Annotated in this window: 19 protein-coding genes and 1 pseudogene; 9 read left to right on the top strand and 11 right to left on the bottom strand. The window is 73.5% G+C overall.

Features of this window, described 5'->3' with window-relative positions:
• The first annotated feature begins 44 nt into the window (after nucleotides 1-44).
• Both IOD16_RS12130 and IOD16_RS12125 read left to right on the top strand, forming a co-directional pair.
• The gene (locus IOD16_RS12130; protein ID WP_201440118.1) at nucleotides 45-686 is read left to right on the top strand and encodes a class I SAM-dependent DNA methyltransferase; all 642 of its coding nucleotides are present in this window, start codon (nucleotides 45-47) and stop codon (nucleotides 684-686) included.
• On the top strand, nucleotides 683-1195 hold the full coding sequence (locus IOD16_RS12125; RefSeq protein WP_201440117.1) for a GNAT family N-acetyltransferase: 513 nt from the start codon (nucleotides 683-685) through the stop codon (nucleotides 1193-1195). Before IOD16_RS12130 ends, IOD16_RS12125 begins: the two co-directional genes overlap by 4 nt.
• Before the next feature lie 299 nt (nucleotides 1196-1494).
• Here IOD16_RS12125 and IOD16_RS12120 read toward each other — a convergent pair whose 3' ends face one another.
• On the bottom strand, nucleotides 1495-1983 hold the full coding sequence (locus IOD16_RS12120) for a metallophosphoesterase family protein (RefSeq protein ID WP_268957733.1): 489 nt from the start codon (nucleotides 1981-1983) through the stop codon (nucleotides 1495-1497).
• Between the two features lie 67 nt (nucleotides 1984-2050).
• Entirely contained in the window at nucleotides 2051-2293 is a 243-nt protein-coding gene (locus IOD16_RS12115; RefSeq protein WP_201440115.1) for an acyl carrier protein, read from the bottom strand.
• Between the two features lie 247 nt (nucleotides 2294-2540).
• Here IOD16_RS12115 and IOD16_RS12110 point away from each other — a divergent pair, with 247 nt between their 5' ends.
• Nucleotides 2541-3713, top strand: a complete 1173-nt coding sequence (locus tag IOD16_RS12110; protein WP_201440114.1) for a glycosyltransferase — start codon at nucleotides 2541-2543, stop codon at nucleotides 3711-3713.
• Nucleotides 3714-3790: 77 nt separating this feature from the next.
• On the opposite strand, the gene IOD16_RS12105 is transcribed toward IOD16_RS12110, so the two are convergent.
• From IOD16_RS12105 to IOD16_RS12095, 3 genes are all read right to left on the bottom strand, one after another.
• Nucleotides 3791-4216, bottom strand: coding sequence for a DUF6292 family protein (locus tag IOD16_RS12105; protein ID WP_201440113.1), 426 nt, complete (start codon nucleotides 4214-4216; stop codon nucleotides 3791-3793).
• Nucleotides 4217-4261: 45 nt separating this feature from the next.
• A complete protein-coding gene (locus tag IOD16_RS12100) occupies nucleotides 4262-4720 on the bottom strand; it encodes a DUF4383 domain-containing protein (protein WP_123742158.1) in 459 nt (152 codons plus the stop codon).
• Between the two features lie 102 nt (nucleotides 4721-4822).
• Nucleotides 4823-5320: a MarR family winged helix-turn-helix transcriptional regulator gene (locus tag IOD16_RS12095; RefSeq protein ID WP_201440112.1), complete on the bottom strand. Its 498-nt coding sequence runs from the start codon at nucleotides 5318-5320 to the stop codon at nucleotides 4823-4825.
• Nucleotides 5321-5340: 20 nt separating this feature from the next.
• Here IOD16_RS12095 and IOD16_RS40140 point away from each other — a divergent pair.
• Nucleotides 5341-5700: pseudogene (locus tag IOD16_RS40140) on the top strand (EamA family transporter); the annotation flags it as partial.
• Here IOD16_RS40140 and IOD16_RS40135 read toward each other — a convergent pair.
• On the bottom strand, nucleotides 5598-5840 hold the full coding sequence (locus IOD16_RS40135; RefSeq protein ID WP_236595289.1) for a hypothetical protein: 243 nt from the start codon (nucleotides 5838-5840) through the stop codon (nucleotides 5598-5600). The pseudogene IOD16_RS40140 and the gene IOD16_RS40135 overlap by 103 nt on opposite strands.
• A 38-nt stretch (nucleotides 5841-5878) precedes the next feature.
• On the opposite strand from IOD16_RS40135, the gene IOD16_RS40130 reads away from it, so the two are divergent.
• Nucleotides 5879-6265, top strand: a complete 387-nt coding sequence (locus IOD16_RS40130; protein WP_236594925.1) for a DMT family transporter — start codon at nucleotides 5879-5881, stop codon at nucleotides 6263-6265.
• Between the two features lie 36 nt (nucleotides 6266-6301).
• On the opposite strand, the gene IOD16_RS12085 is transcribed toward IOD16_RS40130, so the two are convergent.
• Complete coding sequence (locus IOD16_RS12085) at nucleotides 6302-6835, bottom strand: RICIN domain-containing protein (protein WP_201440111.1); 534 nt, start codon at nucleotides 6833-6835, stop codon at nucleotides 6302-6304.
• A 146-nt stretch (nucleotides 6836-6981) separates the two neighbouring features.
• Nucleotides 6982-7518: an ArsR/SmtB family transcription factor gene (locus tag IOD16_RS12080; RefSeq protein WP_201440110.1), complete on the bottom strand. Its 537-nt coding sequence runs from the start codon at nucleotides 7516-7518 to the stop codon at nucleotides 6982-6984.
• 94 nt (nucleotides 7519-7612) lie between these two features.
• On the opposite strand from IOD16_RS12080, the gene IOD16_RS12075 reads away from it, so the two are divergent.
• Nucleotides 7613-9463, top strand: a complete 1851-nt coding sequence (locus IOD16_RS12075; RefSeq protein ID WP_201440109.1) for a S9 family peptidase — start codon at nucleotides 7613-7615, stop codon at nucleotides 9461-9463.
• Nucleotides 9464-9530: 67 nt separating this feature from the next.
• On the opposite strand, the gene IOD16_RS12070 is transcribed toward IOD16_RS12075, so the two are convergent.
• Nucleotides 9531-10529 carry a YdcF family protein gene (locus IOD16_RS12070; RefSeq protein WP_201440108.1) on the bottom strand — a complete coding sequence of 333 codons (999 nt, stop codon included), beginning with the start codon at nucleotides 10527-10529 and terminating at the stop codon, nucleotides 9531-9533.
• Nucleotides 10530-10551: 22 nt separating this feature from the next.
• Nucleotides 10552-11784: a DUF4032 domain-containing protein gene (locus IOD16_RS12065; protein ID WP_201440107.1), complete on the bottom strand. Its 1233-nt coding sequence runs from the start codon at nucleotides 11782-11784 to the stop codon at nucleotides 10552-10554.
• A gap of 151 nt (nucleotides 11785-11935) precedes the next feature.
• Between IOD16_RS12065 and IOD16_RS12060 the strand changes: the two genes are divergently transcribed.
• The 3 genes from IOD16_RS12060 (at nucleotide 11936) to IOD16_RS12050 (ending at nucleotide 14647) form a co-directional block, all read left to right on the top strand.
• Complete coding sequence (locus IOD16_RS12060; protein ID WP_201440106.1) at nucleotides 11936-12889, top strand: Gfo/Idh/MocA family protein; 954 nt, start codon at nucleotides 11936-11938, stop codon at nucleotides 12887-12889.
• Nucleotides 12890-13052: 163 nt separating this feature from the next.
• Nucleotides 13053-13556: a SigE family RNA polymerase sigma factor gene (locus IOD16_RS12055; RefSeq protein ID WP_201440105.1), complete on the top strand. Its 504-nt coding sequence runs from the start codon at nucleotides 13053-13055 to the stop codon at nucleotides 13554-13556.
• The gene (locus IOD16_RS12050; protein ID WP_201440104.1) at nucleotides 13553-14647 is read left to right on the top strand and encodes an LCP family protein; all 1095 of its coding nucleotides are present in this window, start codon (nucleotides 13553-13555) and stop codon (nucleotides 14645-14647) included. The genes IOD16_RS12055 and IOD16_RS12050 overlap by 4 nt, the downstream gene beginning before the upstream one ends.
• A gap of 5 nt (nucleotides 14648-14652) precedes the next feature.
• Here the strand turns inward: IOD16_RS12050 and IOD16_RS12045 are convergent, their stop codons facing one another.
• On the bottom strand, nucleotides 14653-15246 hold the full coding sequence (locus IOD16_RS12045) for a hypothetical protein (RefSeq protein WP_148088711.1): 594 nt from the start codon (nucleotides 15244-15246) through the stop codon (nucleotides 14653-14655).
• Nucleotides 15247-15272 lie beyond the last annotated feature (26 nt).

Below are 15272 nucleotides of genomic sequence, written 5' to 3'. Positions count from 1 at the left end.
TGGCCGAGGAGTCGGGTGGCACGGGTGGCGTTACCTTCACCACCGTGAGCGCAGACGACTGGCTGACCGACACCAGGGCTTCCTACGACACGGTGGCCGACAGCTACCTCGACTTCACGCGCGAGGCACTGGCCGGGTCCCCGCTCCTGCGCGGCGTCCTGGCCCTGTTCGCCGAGGCCGCCCGCGACGTCGGCGGCCCCGTCGCCGACATCGGCTGCGGACCGGGCCTCATCACGTCCCACCTCCACGGGCTGGGCTTGGACGCATTCGGCGTCGACCTCTCACCCCGGATGGTCGAACTCGCCGCCCGGCAGTACCCCGACCTGCGGTTCCACGTCGGCTCGATGACCGACCTCGCCCTGGCCGACGACTCGGTCGGCGGGGTGCTGGCGTTCTACTCGATCATCCACGTCCCGGACCACGAGGTGCCGACCGTCCTCACCCACTTCCGGCGCGTGCTCCGGCCCGGCGGCGTCGTCATGCTGGGCTTCCACGTGGGCGACCGCGTCCGCCTCAAGACCGAGGGCTACGGCGGCCACCCGATGTCGCTGCACGTCCACCGGCGTCCGGTCGAGCGGGTGGCCGGCCGGCTGCGGGACGCGGGCTTCACCATCGAGGCGCAGGTCCTCCTGGGCCCGGACGACGAGGTGCCCGGCGGAATGCTCATCGCCCGGACCGGGTCTTGACCGACGACCCCCGCGCCGAACCGGCCCTGATCGCACCCACCACCCGCCTCCACCACGCCTGGTTGGCGGCCCGGGACGACTGGGGGCCGGGCGTCCACGAGGACGGCTTCGGCCTGCACCCGTCCGACGAGGTCGACTCAGCCCCGGGCTTCGCCGCCTGGGTGGCGCGCCTCACCGACGGGCCCGGCTCGGTGTGCCGCTGGATCGTCGAGGGCGACCGCGTGCTCGGTGGCATCGCGCTGCGGCTCGGTCCCGCCGACCACGTGCGGGCCTTCGGCCACCTCGGCTACGGCATCCGCCCGTCCGCTCGGGGGCGGGGCCTGGCCACCTGGGCCTTGGGCCGCATGCTGGTCGAGGCGGGCTCGCTCGGCCTGACCGAGGTGCTGCTGGTCTGCGAAGACCACAACACCGCGTCTGTGAAGACGATCGAGCGCAACGGCGGCGCCTTCGACGGCGTCCAGTCCACCGACCTCGGCCGCCTGCGCCGCTACCTGATCACGCTCCGCTGACCTCTCCGCTGACCTCTCCCCGATCCTCCTGCCCTCTCCTCGCCCTTCGGACCCTCGAATCCGAGGGCCTGCCCACCGGTGGTCGCCGCCGGCCGCCGTTTTTCCCGGCTAACGTGAGAAATGCGATTCAGGTTGTCTTCGGTTGCATTCTTCGCCCGGTCGAGTGAGCGAAACCTCGAAAATCCACCCCATCGGACCGAAACCAACCCGCCGGGCCCGATTTTACCGGGTTCGGGTGCCATAGGCGGGGTGCCCGTAAGGGCCCATGTCGAATCGAGCCCCCGACCCCTCACCTCGCCTCACGTCACCGGCACGATCCGCGCCGACACCAGCTCGCCCTCCACGACGTCGAGCAACCCGACCGTCCCGTGCGGCTGCCGGCGGCGGTCGGTGGGTGAGCCCGGGTTGAACACGCGCACACCGCCCGGGCCTTCGCCGGTGACGTCCATCGGGATGTGGGAGTGGCCGAACACCACCAGGTCGGCCTCCGGGAACCGGCGGCGCATGCGGGCCGCGCGTCCGACCGCCTGGCCGCTGTCGTGGATCATCGCCACGCGCAGGCCGGCGAGGTCCGGTTCGACCGTCTCGGGCGCGCCCCACTCGGCCACGTCGGGCCCGTCGTTGTTGCCGCGCACGGCGATCACCGGCGCGTACTGGGCCAGCTCGTCCAGCACGGACGCCACGCAGACGTCCCCCGCGTGCAGGATGACATCCGCGTGGCGCAGGTGTTCCGCCACTCGCGGAGGGCACGACTTCCACCGCCGGGGCCCGTGGGTGTCGGACAGCACGACTACCCGCACGGCGTGACTACCCGCACGGCACGACTGCCCGACTCGACCGGCCGGTCGAGTCGGTTCACGTCATCGCCGGGCCCGCGTCGGCGCTCCCGGTCAGCTCCTTCAAGAACTCGTGGCACTGCTTGGCGCGCGCGGAGTCCTCTTCCATCACGCGGCGGAAGAAGGCGGCGATCTCCTGCTTGCCCGCGTTCTCCGCGTCCCGCACGTACTGGCCGTAGTCGTGGCCCGCCTTGAGCGCGTGGTACTGCACGGAGATCAGGTCGTAGCTGACGTCGTCGAATCCGGTCTCACCGGTGGCCATGGACCCTCCTCGGTCGGTCGGTCGCCCTGTGCGGTACCCGCCATCCGGGCCGTCAACCCACCAAGCCGACCACACCGCCGGACAATCCACCGGATGAACCACGGACGGACCGCCGGACAAACCGCCTGGCGCCCGGGCGCGGTCTCGCTGAGTGGCAGGAGTCGGACATTGCTTGTAGCGTGCGAACCGGGTTGAGACGACAGCCTTGGTCTCGCGCGAGCCATTTCGCCGGCTGGAGGAACCCCCCATGAGGATCGCGGTCGTCTCGGCGCATGCGAACCCGCTGCCCGTTCTCGGAGACGCCGAAGAGGGCGGTCAGGACGTTCAGGTCGCCGATCTTTCGGCGGCATTGGTGGCGGCCGGGCACGACGTCGTGGTGCACACCCGACGTGACTCCCCTCGCTCACCCGATGTGGTGCGCACCCGGTTCGGTTACGACGTGGTGCACGTCGCCGCCGGGCCGCCGAGCCCGGTTCACCCGGACGAACTACTGCCTCACCTGGACGAGTTCACCCGGTTCCTGCGGTCGCAGTGGCGGGCCGACCCGCCGGACGTCGTGCACGCCCACTACTGGACGTCGGGGGTGGCGTCGGTGTTGGCCGCCAACGGTCTGGACGTGCCGGTGGTGCAGACGTTCCAATCGCTGGGCGTGACGGCGCAGCAGGCGGGTGACGAGGGCGTGCCGGAGGCCCGGCTGTCCACCGAGCGGCTGATCGGGCGTGAGGCGAGCCGGATCGTGGCCCAGTGCACGGAGGAGAAGACGCAGCTGGTGCACATGGGTGTGCCGCGGGCGCGGGTGGCCGTGGTGCCGCCGGGGGTGGACGTGGAGCGGTTCAAGCCGGACGGTCCTCGGCTGAACCGGCCGCTGCCGCACCGGCTGGTGTCGCCTTCGGGTGGCGCCGAGGACGTGATCACGGCGTTGCGATCGGTGTGGGACACCGAGTTGGTGGTCGTGGGCGGGCGGGCCGAGGAGGTGCGCAGGTTGCGCGAGCACGCGCGGTCGTCGGGCGTCGGTGACCGGGTCCGGTTGGTCGGTCGCGTGCCGCAGGTGGCGATGCCCGCGCTGCTGCGGTCCGCCGACGTGGTGGTCTGCGCCGGGTCGGGCTGCGCCGCCGTCACCCCGCTCGAGGCGATGGCGTGCGGCGTGCCGGTGGTGGCCGCGAGCGTCGGCGGTTCGACGGACACGGTCGTGGACGGTGTCACCGGCCTGCTCGTGCCGCCGAACGACCCGCGGGTGCTGGCCCGTGCGCTGCGCCCCCTGCTGTCCGACGATGCCCGCCGCGACGCCTACGGGATCGCCGCCACCGACCGCGTCGAGGCGAGGTTCAGCACGACCAGGATCGCCATCGAGACGGTCCACGTGTACCGCCAGGCCACCGGCCGCCCGGAGACCTTGGAAGCGTCGATCAGCGACGGCTGACCCCCGACCTCTCGTCGCCCACGCGGCCACGCTCGTCGATCCGGGTGTCACACCGGGTCGACGAGCGTCGGTGAGCGTCACGGCCGATAGGCACGCAGGCGGTCGGTCAGGTCGTCCGGTGTGCCGTACGCGCGCAACCGGATGGGCCTCGGGTCGCCCGGGTGGTCGCCGCGCCGCAACGCCGCCACGTACGCGGCCACCTCCGGCGCGGGCGGCAGCACGTCGCCGCCCCGGTAGGTGATCACCACCGGGGCCTCGGCCGGTCGGGGTCGGACGGCGGCGGCCCAGCCGTACTCCTCGTCCCACAGCAGGGCGAGGTCGCGGTCCGGGAACGACGGCAGGTTCCCGTGCACCGGCAGGTACGCCGTCGCGGGCGGACCGGGGTCGGCGCGCCAACACCCGCTCGCCGACCCCACCTCGACCGCGACGGCTCGCACGTACCGCTGGAGGCCCCGAGTCGGCGTGTCCCCGAACCCGGACCCGAACGCCGACTCCGACCCCACCGCCGTCGCCTCCCGACTCGCCCGTCCTGCCTCACTCGTCCGGGCTCACCCGTTCCCGGCGACCCGGTTCGGCCGAGCCGTTCGACCCAGCGCGAAGCCGAGCGCGATCATGCCGATGCCGAGCAGCAGGTGCAGCCAGTTGTCGGCGGTGTTCAGCGGCACGAAGTTGGCCGAGCTGTCGTGGTCGACGATCAGCCCGTACAACCACAGCAGCAGGTAGACGACGCCACCCGCGACGAGGTACAGGAACGCGTTGCGCATCGTCCGGGCCATCACCAGGCCGAGGACGCCGAACGCCAGGTGCACGATGTTGTGCAGGATCGACACGGCGAACACGCCGAGCAGCTTGGCGTGCGACTCGTGGCCCGCGAACTGCATCGTGTCGTAGTCGGTGGTGATGCCGGGGATGAACCCGGCGATCCCGACCACGAGGAACACCGCGCCCACCACCGTCGCCGCCAGTTGGACCGGTGTGCGTGTCGTCGCTGTTCCGGGTCTGGACATGTCGACTCCTGTCGCCTCGCGGAAACCCACTTCGGTTGCCGTCCGACTACCCGACGCGCGTGCGGGCAAACGACGCTCACCACGCCGGCGGGTCAGCGCGGGTCAGCGGGGCGGTTCGAACCGGGCCAGCCACGTGGTGAGGATCTGCTCCAACCGCCCGGCGTCGTCGGCGTCGAGGGCGTCGAGCAGCCGCCGCTCGTTGGCCATGTGCTCGGTGAACGCCTGGTCGATCACCTGCTTGCCCGCCTCGGTGAGCGCGACCACCCGCCGCCTGGCGTCGTCCCGCCCCGGCCTGCGGGTCACCAGGCCGTCCCGTTCCAGCCGGTCGATGCGCTTGGTGATCGCGCCCGTGGTCACCATCGTGTGCTGGGCCAGTTCGCCCGGTGCGCGCTCGTACGGGGCGCCCGCCCGGCGCAACGCGGCCAGCACGTCGAACTCGCCCTCGCCCAGCCCGTGCCGCCGGTACACGACGGCGAGCTGCTCGGTCAGCACGGCCGCGAGGCGGTGCAGCCTGCCGATGACGCCCTGGGGCGTGACGTCGAGGTCCGGGCGTTCCCGAGCCCATTCGGCCTGGATCCGGGCCACGCGGTCGAGTTCCATGCCACCACACTATAGCTTCCGTGGAAGCTATAGTGTCTTCCGTGGAAACTATCCGGTGGGGCCTGGTCACCGCGATCGCCCCGGTCGCGTGGGGCTCGACGTACTACGTCACCCGCCACTTCCTGCCCGCCGACCACCCGCTGTGGGGCGCGGTGCTGCGCGCGCTCCCCGCCGGCGTGCTGCTGCTCCTCCTGTGCCGCAGACGTCCGCGCGGCGCGTGGTGGTGGCGGTCGCTCGTGCTCGGCACGGTGAACATGGGCGTGTTCTTCACCCTCGTCTACCTCGCCGCGCAGCTGCTGCCGACCAGCCTGGCCTCGACGATCATGGCGACCTCACCGGTCGCGATGATCGCCCTGGCGTGGCCCCTGCTCGGTGAGCGACCCCGCGGTCGGACGGTCCTCGGCGCGCTCACGGGCGTCGCGGGCGTGGTGCTCATGCTCGCCTCGGGCGTGGACGCCGTCGACCCGCTCGGGGTGCTCGTGTCGGTCGCCGCGATGGCGATGTCCGCGTTCGGGCACATCCTCACCAAGCGCTGGGGCGGGCGCGGACGTGCTGTCGGTGACGTCGTGGCAGCTCGTCGCGGGTGGCGCGGTGCTCGTCGGACCGGCGCTCGTGGTCGAGGGCGCTCCCCCGCCGCTCACCGGCGCCACCCTGCCCGGTTTCGCGTTCGTGTCGGTGGTCGCCACCGCGGTCGCGTTCATCGCCTGGTTCAGCGGCCTCAGGCACCTGGACGCCGGGACGGTGGGGCTGATCGGCCTGCTCAACCCGGTCACCGGGGTCGTGCTCGGCCTGCTGTCGGCGGGTGAGTCGCTGGGCGCGCACCAGGCGCTGGGGCTGGTGCTCGTGCTGTCCGGCGTGCTGCTCGGGCAGAACACCCGCCCGCCCGCACCGTGCCCGCCCCCGGAGAGGCGGGCACGGCACCGCTCCCGACCCGGCCGAACCTGACTCAGCCGAACCCGACCCGGGCTCGGCCCGCCCGGCTCAGCCGGCCCGGTTCTCCCACCACTGCTGGTTCCACGGGCCGCAGTCCCACAACTGCACCTTGCCCCCGTTGCCGCCGGTGTTGGTGTCCGCGTCGAGGCACCGCTGGAAGCGCACGTTGTACACGGAGCCGTCGTCGCGGAGGACCCACTGCTGCTGGTTCCACGGGCCGCAGTCCCACAGCTGCACGATCCCGCCGTTGCCGCCGGTGTTGGTGTCCGCGTCCAGGCAGCGCTGGAAGCGCACGTTGTAGATGGAGCCGTCCGGCCGGACCTCCCAGTCCTGCTGGTTCCAGGGACCGCAGTCCCACAACTGCACCCTGCCGCCGTTGCCGCCGGTGTTCGTGTCCGCGTCCAGGCACCGCTGGAAGCGCACGTTGTAGAAGTGCCGCACCGCCGGCGCCGCCACGGCGACCGCGGGCCCGACGCCCTGCCCCGACACCGCGCCGGTCGGGGCCGCCTGCGCCGCCACCGCCGGTGCCGCGCCGATCACGGCGAACAGCAGCGCCGACAGCGCGACGGACGCACGAATCACTGGTTTCATCGCATTCCCCCCCAGAATGACGTGAAAATCCACCGATGCCCCCAGTGGACTGCCACCAAGGCAGACGAAGCCACCCCGCGCAGTCCAATGTGGTCACTCGAAAGGGGACACCCATCGCCCGATCGGGCAGCCGGTGCTCACGGTTGCGACCGCGCCACCAGCGACCACAAGTAGCTCAACGGCTCGCCGTCGGCCTCGTCGCGCTCCACGAACTCGGTGATCAGGGCGATCATCCGGGCGTTGAGCTCCGCCTGCGACCGCGCGCCGAGGCGCAGCACGCCCCGCGCGGTGTCCCGGTAGGCGTCCGGCCCGGCTTCGAGCACCTCGGCCCGGTGCGCGGCGAGCATCGCCAGGTCCACCAGCTGGACCAGGCCCTCGCCCTCGACGTCGACCAACCCGAGCCGCCACGTGCGGCCGGTCGACCGGTACGGCCGTTCCAGCGCGCCGCGCGCGCCGCTGCGCACCGGGTCGGCGGTCAGGAAGTCCTGCTTCACCAGTGCCCGCACGTGCCGCAGCACGGTCGCCGGGGCGATGCCGAGCCGGTCCGCCAGCTCCTTGTTCGTCAACGCCCGGTCCCAGCACAACCGCAGGATGCGCCAGCGCAACGGGTGTGCGAGCGCCTTGAGCTCCTCGACCGTGGCGTCGCGGGCGGGGTGGTCAGACGGGGCCGGCACGCCGCAGAGGCTAGCCCACCCCCGTCTTGCCGCCCTCACCGGTGATTTGGTTCACTGACATCGATTGCACAATCTGAAATCACTGGGGGGCGGCGTGGACGGACCGGCGCGGCAGGTGGACGAGGCGCTCGACGGGACGGCGGGCTGGACCGACTTCGAGTGGCTGACCGGCGCGGAGCCCAGCCCGGACGGCCGGGGCCTGGTGTACATCAGCGACGCCTCCGGCCGGCCGCAGCCGTGGGTGTCGACCCTGGACGGGCCCCCTCGTCACGTGGAGGTGGCCGGGTCGGTCCGCCGGTGCGTCTGGCGGCCCGACGGGACGCGGCTGCTGGTGCTGACCGACCCGGACGGCGGCGAGGACCACCGGCTGGCCGAGGTCGACCCCGGGACGGGCGAGGTGCGGTGGCTGGTCGCCGAGGACGGGGTGCGGTGCGAGATCGGCACGCCGCACGGCAGCAACGGGCGGCCCTACAGCCCGGACGGCGCGCTGCTCGCCTACGCGTCCAACGCCCGGGACCGCGAGGTGTTCGACGTGCTGGTGCGCGACCTGCGCACCGGCGACGAGCGGATCGTGCTGCCCGGCGACGACCGCTACCTGCCGATCGGCTTCTCCCCCGACGCGCGGCTGCTGCTCGTGCTGCGGCTGCACCAGAACACCGAGCAGGACCTGTTCGCGTGCGACCTCGCCACCGGCGAGGTCCGGCTGCTCACCCCGCACGACGGCCCGGCGAAGTACCACCCCTTCGCGTGGCTGCCCGACTCGTCCGGCGTCTACCTGTGCACCACCCGGGGCCGGGACTTCCTCGGTCTCGCCACGCTGTCCCTGGACGGTGAGCTGACCTGGCTCGACACCCCCGAGGCCGACGTGGAGGGCGGCGCCCTCTCACCGGACGGCACGCGGCTGGCGTGGGGCCTCAACGAGGACGGGTACACCCGGCTGCGGTGGGCGGAGGTCGGCGGCCCGCCGGCCGACGTGACCGGGCTGCCGCGCGGTGTCGCGGTCACCGAGTTCGGCCTCGACGGCTTCGCGCCGCGGTTCACCGCGTCCGGGGAGCTGCTGGTGCAGCTCGGCCGGCCGGACGGCGCGACCGACCTGTTCCTGGCGGACCTGCCGCGCGGCGAGGCCCGGCAGCTCACCGACTGCGGCGCGCGGTTGCCGGACGCGGTCGTGCCGCCGACGCTCGTCCACGCGACCAGCGCCGACGGCGAAACCGTGCCGTGCCTGCTGTACCGGCCGCCGTCGGCGGGCGCGGACCGGGCGACGCCGGTGGTGGTGAGCGTCCACGGTGGACCCGAGTACCAGGCGAAGCCGGTGTTCGACCCGCTGGTGCAGTCGCTGCTGGCGCGGGGCATCGGCGTGCTGGCGCCGAACTTCCGCGGCTCGTCCGGCTACGGGCTGCGCTACCAGCGGCTGATCTACCGCGACTGGGGCGGCGGGGACCTGGCCGACCTGGAGGCGTCGGCGCGGCTGCTGGACGACGTGCCGTGGGCGGACCCGACGCGGCTGGGGGTGCACGGCGCGTCGTACGGCGGGTTCGCCGCGCTGTCGTGCCTGACCAGGTTGCCGCACCTGTGGCGGGCCGGGGTGAGCGAGTGCGGGCCGTCGGACCTGCTCAGCGACATCGAGGGGTTCCCGCCGACCTGGCGCAAGCGGGCGGTGGACTGGATCGGCGATCCCGACGACCCGGTGGACGTGGCCGTCCTCACCGAGCGCAGCCCGCTCCGCAACGCGCACCGGCTCACCGCGCCGGTGCTGCTGATGCACGGCGAGAACGACGCCAACGTCGACCCGGCGGAGTCCGAGCGGATGTACGGCAGGCTGCGTGAGCTGGGCAAACCGACGCGGCTCGTGCTGCACCCCGGCGTCGGGCACGAGTGGGCCCGGGAAGGGCTCGCCGCCACCATCGGGCTGATCGTCTCCTGGTTCGCCGACCACCTCCGCTGACGACCCCGCACGCACGCCGACGCGAACCTCCCCGGCCGCCACCTCCGGCGGCACGGCCCCGCTCGGATCAGGACAGGGTCAGCAGCAGGTGCAGGCCGACCAGCAGGCCGCACGTGACGGTGTGCACGACCGGGTTCTGCGCCAGCAGGGCGGCGAACTCCCGCAGGAACGCGCTGGGCAGGAAGTACCACGCCGTCGGCGCGCCGATGATCTGCATGCGCAGCCGCAGCCGCCGGGCCAGCACGGCGGCGCGGAAGACGTGGAAGTTGTTGGTCACCGCGACCGCGCGGCCGGTCCACTCCCGGTCGGCGAGGAGCTTCGCGCTGTACTCCAGGTTCTGCTCGGTCGTCGTCGCGCGGTCCTCCAGGACGATCAGCCCGTCCGGCACGTCCCGGCGCAGCAGGTACTCGCGCATCGCCGCCGCCTCGGACACCGCCTCACCCGGGCCCTGCCCGCCGGAGACGACGAGCAGCGGCGTGCGGCCCGCGGCCACCTCCCGGCGGTACAGGTGCAGGCCGCGGTCCAGCCGGGCGGCCAGCAGCGGCGGCACCCGGTCGCCGATCAGGCCCGCGCCGAGCACGACGATCGCGTCGAACCCCGTGCGGCGGCCCACGCTGCCGTACACGATCGAGTACAGCAGCAGGCTGACGAACAGGAACGCGACGTAGGCCGAGACGATCAGCAGCGACCCGATCACCGCGTCGACCACCGGCCCGGTGTGCGCGGTGGCGAACCCGAACGCGACCACCAGGCCGAAGATCGCGAGCCCGGCGAGCAACGAGAGCAGGTTCGCCAGGCCGAGACCCTCGCGGCGCAGCATCAGCACGCCGTTGGCGACCAGCGCGCTCGGCAGCACGAAACCAAGACCCAGCAGCAGGGCCACGAACGCGTAGCCGACGGCAACGGCGGCCCACCCGCCCGTCGCCGAGGCCCGGAACACCAGCCACAGCAGCAGGAGCACCAGCGTCACGCCGAGCCACACGGCGTTGCCGAGGCGCCGCCGGTCCCGGACGACGCCGACCACGAAGAACAGGGCGGGCACGAGCGCCGCGATCCCGAAGATCATGCCGGCCAATGTAGACGGCCGGTCACCCGAAGTCGTCGTCCCCGAGGGCGCTGTCGCGGTCCGACGCCTCCTGCCCGGGCAGCACGGTGGCGAGGTAGGAGCGCAGCGCGGCGGTGGTGCCCACGTCGCGGCCCGCGTTCTCGGACAGGAACCAGCGGTGCACCAGCACCTCGTGGAACAGCTCCGCCGGCGCCAGCACGCCGAGCAGGTCGGGCGGCACGGCGGCGACCACCGGGTCGTAGACCTCGTTGCGCCACAGGTGACCGGCGGTGGTCTCGGGCACGGGCGCGCCGTCGCGCTGCTCCAGGTAGGCGCGGAACGAGCGCAGGTCGTTGAGCAGGCGCCTGGCCTGGCCCTCCTGCACCTCCAGGCCGGTGAGCTTGAACAGCTCGCGGCGGCTCTGGCCGATCTCGGCGACCCGGATGTCCACCCGCAGCCGCGCGCCGCTGTCCGAGGTGACCAGCTCGACCTCGTCCACGTCGAAGCCGAGGTCGTTGAGCCGGCGCAGGCGCTCGGCGACCCGGTAGCGCTGCTCGTCGAGCTGGAAGAACTCCTCGCGGGTCACCTCGTCCCACAGCGCGGCGTAGCGGCGGGGCACGCTGTCGGCGACCTCGATCGGGTCGATGTCGGAGGGCAGCAGGCCGCCTGCTTCGAGGTCCATCAGCTCGCCGCCGATGCGCTCGCGGGCCAGGTCCACGTCGTAGGTGCGCTGACCGGCGGAGAGCTGCGGGTGCCGCTCGACGGTCTCGGCGTCCACCAGGTAGGCGGCCAGGTTGCCCGCGTCGAGCCGGAACAGCGTGTTCGACAGCGAGCAGTCGCCCCAGAACGTGCCGGACAGGTGCAGCCGCACCAGCAGCTCGACCAGCACGTCCACCAGGCGCTCGGCCGAGTGCTCGCCGCGCGGGCTGGAGAACAGGTAGCGGTAGGACATCGAGTGGTCGAGGTAGCGGGTGACCAGGATGGCCTGCTGGTCGTCCGGGCGGTCGACGCACAGCCCGAGCACCGCCACGGAGGGCATGCCCTCGCCCTCCAGGTCGCCGAGCACGGCGTACTCGTGGCGGGCCAGCGACTCGGCGATCTCCTTGAGCGCGTACACGCGGCCCTCGCTGGCGACGAACCGCACGACGTGCCGCGAGATGCCCCGCTGCGGGACGGTCAGCAGCAGCTTCTCGTCCCACTCCTCCAACGGCTGGGCCCACGGCAGGGTGAGCAGCCCACCGGCCTCGCTGGCGGGTGGGCGGAAGAGGAATCGCATGTGCTCCCCGTGGCTGGTGCGCGGCGGACGACGCCGAAACTACCTCGTCGCGGTGTCGTCGAGCCACGCGATGTGTCCTGGTCGTCACGATCCAGAAAGAGGTCGGCCCCGCCCGGTGGCCGCCGTCCGGGGCGGAGGGATACTGCCCGGTGTGGACGTTGGCGGAGTGCGGCGGGGCGACGGGCGGACGCGGGTCGGGCTGGTCGGGGTCGGCGCCATCGCCCGGACGCACCTGGAGGTGCTCGCCGAGCGGTCCGAGGTGGACCTCGTGTTCACCGTCGACCCGCACGCCGAGCCGCCGGTGTTCCGGGGCGCGACCCCCGCGCACCACCGGGACCTCGACGACGCGCTGGCGGCGCACCGACCGCACCTGGTGGTGGTCGCCACGCCGGCCGACTCGCACGCCGACCTCGCCGCGGCCGTGTTGACCGGTTCCGACGCGCGGGTGCTGGTGGAGAAACCGCTGGCGCCGGACCCGGCGTCGGTGGACCGGCTGCGCGGCGTGGCCGGCTCGCACGACCGGCTGTTCACCGCGCACCACTTCGCGTTCTCGCCGGAGGTGCGGTGGGCGGCCGACCTGGTGGCCGCCCACCCGGAGTGGGGGCCGGTCACCGCCGTCACGTCGGCGTTCAACGACCCGTACGTGCTCAAGGGCGAGCAGGCGTTCACGTCCTACCTCTCGGCGTGGACGGACTCGGGCATCAACCAGCTCACCGTCCTGGCCCGCCTGGTGCGGGTCGACGAGGTGACGTCGCTGCGGGACGAGCGCACGAGCTGCTGGGCGGTGGCGTCGTTCCGGTCGCGCGGCGCGGTGGGCGAGGCCCGGTTGCACACGAGCTGGCGCACCGGCGCGAGCAGCAAGTCCACCGCGTTCACCTGCGGTGACGTGGAGGTGTGGCTGGATCACACGGCGATGACCGGGTTCGCGTTCCGCGGCGGCGAGCTGCTGGCCGAGCACGGCGGTGACGGCCGCACGCCGCGCAAGGTCGCGCACTACCGCCCGTTGTACGCGAGCCTGCTGTCCGGCCGGCCGGACCCGATCCTCGGTCTCGCCGCCGCCGCGTCCCTGACCGACCTGCACGCCACCGCCGGCCGGCGGTCGTGAGCGGGGAGCCCGCGCCTCCGCGCCCGGCGGCCGACCGGGCCGGGCGGTAGCCCACCCCACCCGGCGCGGTGGCGCAGGTCACACCCGGGTGGTGCAACGGGGGACGTCCTCCGAGGGGTTTCCCGTCCGCGACGGAAACCAGGGAGCGGCGGAAGGGGGCGACGTGCTGGCCGACTACGACCAGTTCGTCACCGAGCGGCTTGATCGACTACTGCGGTACGCCACGGCGTTGACGTGCGACAAGCACCTCGCCCAGGACATCGTCCAGGACGTGCTGCTGCGCGCGCGGCAGAAGTGGGCGCGGATCGGCGCGGTCGACGTGCCCCACCTGTACGTCAAGCGGATGGTGACCAACGAGTACCTGTCGTGGCGTCGCCGCCGGGCGGCCCGGGACGTGTCCGCCACCCACGTCGTGCTCGACGACCTGGCGCCCGCCGTGGCCGACCCGGCCGTGCGCCACGCCGAACGGGACGCGATGCGCGCCCGGATCGCCGTGCTGCCGCGCAAGCAGCGGGCCGCGCTCGTGCTGCGCTACTACGAGGACAGCAGCGACGCCGAGATCGCCGGAATCCTGGGTTGCGCGGAGGGAACCGTCCGCAGCCACATCTCCCGCGCGCTGCACACGCTGCGGGTCAACGAGAACGCGCCGTCGGAGGTGCTGCGATGACCGACACCCGGCAGGAAGCCCTCATCCGCGACGCGATCGCGGCCGAGGCGGGCCAGGCCGTCGACCACCGGACCGTGCTGGCGACCCTGCACGGCGGGCGGACCCGGCGGCGGCCCTTCGCGTTGTTCGCCGCGGCCGGGCTGACCGTCGTCGCCGCGGTCGTCGCGGTGGTCGTGCCGCTGACCGTGGACCGCGGCGCGGCGCCGCCGGCCACCGACCCGGCCGCGCCACCGGTGACCGCGACCGCGACCGCGACCGCGTGGACCGTGCTGCTGATCGGCCTGGACGGGTCGGCGAACACCGACTCCGCGGTGCTGGCGAGGGTCGGCGCGGACGGCTCGGTGAGCGCGGCGGCGCTGCCCCGCGACGTCCTGGTCGACATCCCCGGGGAGGGCCCGGGGAGGCTGGGCTCGGCCTACGCGCGGGCCCACGCGGCGGCGCGGGCCGACGGGCGTGACGGCGACCTGGCGGGCGTGCAGTCGCTCGTCCGGACCGTCGAGGCGCTGACCGGCGTGGCGGTCGACCACTACGCGGCGGTCGACGTGGCGGCGTTCGGCGCGCTGTCCGACGCGGTCGGCGGTGTGCCCGTCTGCCTCAGGCGCCCGGCCCGCGACGAGCTCTCCGGCGTCGACCTGCCCGCCGGGCCGCAGACGGTCTCGGGCGCCCAGGCGCTGGCGTTCCTGCGGCAGCGCGAAGGGCTCGCCAACCGCGACCTCGACCGGATCGTGCGGCAGCTCGCGTTCCTGCGGTCGCTGGCGGGCGAGCTGGCCGAGGCCGGGCCCGCGGAGATCGCCCGGCTGGCGCGGGTGACGGCGACCGGCGTGCGCGTCGACCCCGGGCTGGACGTGCTCGAGCTCGCCGGGCGGCTCACCCCCGCCGTGCGGACCGCGATCATCCCGCTCGGCGACGAGGTCGACGCCGACGGGGGCAGGGCCCACCGGGTCGACCCGGCGGCGGTGCGGGCGTTCATGGCCGGGTTCTTCGCCGACGGCGCCACCGGCGCGCCCACCGGCGGCCACTCCGTCCCGCTGCCCGCCACGGAGACCGAGAAGCCCGGCCGGACGCCGCCGCCCGTCGACTGCGTGCGCTGACCCGGCTACAGCGGCAGCGGCTCGGTGATCTGCAGGCCGGCGTCCACGCTCGCCACCAGCAGCTCCACCTGGTGGGGCGAGTGGACGCCGGCCCAGCTGCGCAACGGGACGAGGAAGTCGGCCAGGTCGCGCTGCGCGGCGCGCAGCATCGCGGGCAGCGCGGTCCTGGGCAGGTCCACGTGCGGCACGTCGCGCCCTTCGGCCACCCACACGCGGACCACGTCCACGCCGACGTGCTCGACCCACGGCGCGGGCGGGCGGCCGAGGTCGACGGGCGCGCGGTGCAGCGCGTGCAGCCACGTGCGCCACTCGAACAGGTCGGTGCCGACGGGTTCGACGCGCACCCCGTCGCCGCCGTCGAGCAGCAGCCCGCCGAGCCCGCACAAGGTGTCGAAGCCGATCAGCTCGTGCACCGCCGCCGCCGCGGTCCGGGCGTCCCGGCCGCCGCTGTGCAGGTACAGCGTGCAGAGCACCGAGCCGACCTCGTCCTGCCCCACCGTCCCGTCCAGGTGCAGCCAGCCGCCGTCGCCGCCGGACACCGGCCACAGGTCGAAGCTCTCCGGCGCGTACCTGGTGATCACTGGCGAGAACCGGGCCACGTTCCCGAGGCTAGTGCGCGATCGCC

Origin of the sequence: Saccharothrix sp. 6-C (genome assembly GCF_016695385.1) — a bacterium.
In the GTDB taxonomy this organism is placed as follows: domain Bacteria; phylum Actinomycetota; class Actinomycetes; order Mycobacteriales; family Pseudonocardiaceae; genus Actinosynnema; species Actinosynnema texasense.
Note: the sequence above shows the minus strand (reverse complement) of the source record. Positions and strands in the feature narration are given on the sequence as shown.